Below are 3,120 nucleotides of genomic sequence, written 5' to 3' on the forward strand. Positions count from 1 at the left end.
CGGAAGTGACTACATCACCGATCGAACAACCCTGAAAGAGATAGTACTTGATGGCGTCAATAGCAGTGAGGTCGTGGGTGTCTACGACTATCAGGTGACGCTACAGTATACCCAGGGCGACATCCATGTCTGGGAAATATCCGGTGGGTTCCTTATGCTTTTCGCTGGAACAGAGGACAGCATCTACATAGAGGGTATTCGAGGTTATATTGAGCAGCCGGTCTGGAAAAGTGAGCCGGACTGGAGTGCTTTTGGATCGGGAATCAGCCTTGTCTTTGATGACAAGACAGTATCGGGATCCTCATGGCAGACCGTGTTCGGGCGGCCACATCTGGACTTCGGTCCAATTACAATACCATCCGCGTTTAAGACTGCCCTTGCCGATCATGAAGCGGAGAAGAGCCAGGCACCGGACATGGAGGGGATACCCGGTGGACTCGACGGTGGGAGAGAGCCGGATGACGAAACGCCTGACCCACGCAACGGTACGTCCGGTCCGGACATGATGCTGACAAGCTCGATTGGAAGCTCTGGGAACGAGACGTTCGATGGTGGTGCGGGTAATGATACCATTAGCTTTGCCGGAGCACCTCAGGCTGTTTCGGTCAACCTTGCATCTGGGACTGCTTCGGGTGCCGATATTGGCCAAGATGTAATTCGGAATATCGAAAACGTCATCGGCGGAAATGGCGACGATACTATTGCCGGTGATGCAGGTGATAATTCACTGGATGGAGGTGCAGCAGGTTCAGACAGCATCGACGGGGGTGACGGCTCGGATACCGTTGTCTTCGCTCTTGCGCGGAGTCAGTATAGCCTCACTTTGTTGGCGTCCGGAGCGGTTCGGGTGTCTGCTGCAAGCTCCGTAGACGTAGTTACCAATGTTGAGTACTTTAGCTTTAGCGACAGAATTATCGCTTTCAGCGATCTCACGTTTGACCAAGACGATGACACAGGTTCGATTGTAGGCACTGCCGGTGACGACACCATCGTCGGCACTCTTGAAAATGACACCCTTCGCGGTGGCCTCGGCAATGACAGACTTGAGGGCGGGGCGGGTAGCGATACCTATCGATATCGCCCAGGCGACGGACATGATACAATTGAAGATTGGGCTGATCCGACCTCGACAGATGTTCTGGAGCTTGGTGCCGGTATTTCGCCCGGTTCGGTGACAGTCGGAAGGGGAAGTGCGGATATCTGGGACGTGGTTCTTGGCTTCGGCAATGATGACTCTGTCACGATCAAGGGCGGATTTTTTGCAGGAAGCACAGTTATCGAGCAAGTTCACTTCAAAGACAACACGGTATGGGCAGTCAGTGATTTGCGCCAAATTCACCTCAGCCAGAAAGCAACCGCAGGCGATGACACCATCGAAGGCTTTATCGATGTAAATGACCTGATCCACGGCGCTGCAGGTAACGATACGATTTACGCTTTCAGTGGTAACGATACGATCTATGGCGACGCCGCGAACGACACAATCTTTGGTGAAGACGGCAACGATGTTATCATTGGGGGGACCGGTAACGACTTTATGGTCGGAGGTGCGGGTTCGGATGTGTTCGTGCTGAATGCGGATGACGGCGAGGACTGGATCAACGATTTTGAGGTCGGCGTGGATAAGCTGGATCTACGGTCGGTTTCATCTCTCCGGAGTTTTTCAGACGTTACGGCATCGGCGGCAGAATGGGTTGCAGGCTCGACCTGGATCTATACCAGTGCCAATACCTATGTCCGCTTGGAGGGCGTTGCCCTGGCAGACCTGCAGGCCAGCGATTTCTTGTTTGCTTGATTGCACTTACTTGAGCGGCCGTAGATTTTTCATGCGGCCGCTTAAAATCCACTCGCATTGGCGGCATAAGTTCGCTTCACTGGGTACTTGGACTAGCCAGAAAGCTATAGATTGCGACTTTGCAGGTGCGGCTCCTGTGCGGGATTGTCACCATCTGAAAAGCGGCCATCTCACCCTATGATGATGCGGCTTCTCTAAGGGCGCGGTACACGCTGGCGCGACCTATGTTCAGCGTCTTGGCAATTTCTGTTGGGCCCATCCCGTCGGATTTCAGTCGGCGGATCTCAGCAATATCAACATGGGGCTTCCTGCCTTTGTAGACCCCTCTGATCTTTGCTGCAGCGATGCCTTCCATCTGTCGTTCTCTACGAAGGTTCGTCTCGAACTCGGCAAATACGCCTAGCATATCGAGGAAAGCTTTCCCGGCCGCCGAGCTAGTGTCGATCGGCTGTTCCGTCGCCTTCAGCGTCACCCCTTTTTGCTTGAGCAGCCGAACGATGTCCTGCAGATCCCCAACTGACCGCGCCAGCCGATCGACCCGCGTCACTACAAGAATGTCGCCGTCGCGCATGAATTCCAGAAGCGTGTTAAGCTCTTTCCGATCCTGCTTGGTCGATCCGGATTTCTTTTCCGCCCGAATGACCGTGCATCCGGCCGCCTTCAGAGCCGCCTCTTGAATCGCCAGATCCTGGTCGATGGTGCTGACCCGCGCATACCCGTAAATTGCCATGAAACGTCTCATTAGGTTCTGGACCTTCAATCGGTAGCGTCTCATAACTGCAAAATCAACCCAAATGATACACTGATTTGTGTGTCAAGGAGATCGTCTCAGTAGGTATACCTTAATGGTGCAGCCGAAGCACTGTCGATCATAATCAGCTCTCACTCCTCACGCATGGCTCTTGCGATCTGGTCGGCCAGAGGCTTCACAAGATAGGAAATCGCTGTGCGCTCTCCCGTCTGGATAAATGCCTCGACGGGCATGCCCGCCAGAAGCGGCATGTTGCCCAGACGAGCCAGCTCATCAGGAGAAATATGGATCCGGGTCGTGTACCAGGATTCACCAGTCTGCTGATTGATGATGAGGTCAGCTGCAACCGTCTTGATCTCGCCAAGGATTTCCGGCGTTGTCCGCTGATTGAAGGCTGTAAAGCGCAGCGCCGCTTTCTGCCCGACATGTAATTGATCAATATCGGCCGGTTGAACGCGCGCCTCGATCACGAGCGTATCGTTGACCGGCACGATTTGCATGATTGTCTCACCTGGAGCGATGACGCCACCAATGGTGTGGGCGGTGAGTTCATGGACGATGCCCGTTTGCGGAG

Annotated in this window: 3 protein-coding genes; 1 reads left to right on the plus strand and 2 read right to left on the minus strand. The window is 54.0% G+C overall.

Going from position 1 to position 3,120, the window contains the following annotated elements; genetic code table 11:
* A partial coding sequence (locus E8M78_RS23710) for a calcium-binding protein (protein WP_205910292.1) occupies positions 1 to 1,795 on the plus strand: 1,795 nt, incomplete at its 5' end.
* A gap of 175 nt (positions 1,796 to 1,970) precedes the next feature.
* Here E8M78_RS23710 and E8M78_RS23195 read toward each other — a convergent pair.
* Entirely contained in the window at positions 1,971 to 2,525 is a 555-nt protein-coding gene (locus tag E8M78_RS23195) for a recombinase family protein (protein WP_137137294.1), read from the minus strand.
* Positions 2,526 to 2,677: 152 nt separating this feature from the next.
* Positions 2,678 to 3,120 (minus strand): HlyD family efflux transporter periplasmic adaptor subunit (locus E8M78_RS23200; protein ID WP_137137288.1); only part of this gene is annotated, 443 nt, incomplete at its 5' end.

It is taken from the genome of Rhizobium sp. FKY42 (genome assembly GCF_005222835.1).
Taxonomy (GTDB): Bacteria; Pseudomonadota; Alphaproteobacteria; order Rhizobiales; family Rhizobiaceae; genus Neorhizobium.

Excerpts from the sequence above, each read along its gene's own strand:
- E8M78_RS23195 (WP_137137294.1), bottom strand. The coding sequence starts at position 2,525 with ATGGCAATTTACGGGTATGCGCGGGTCAGCACCATCGACCAGGATCTG.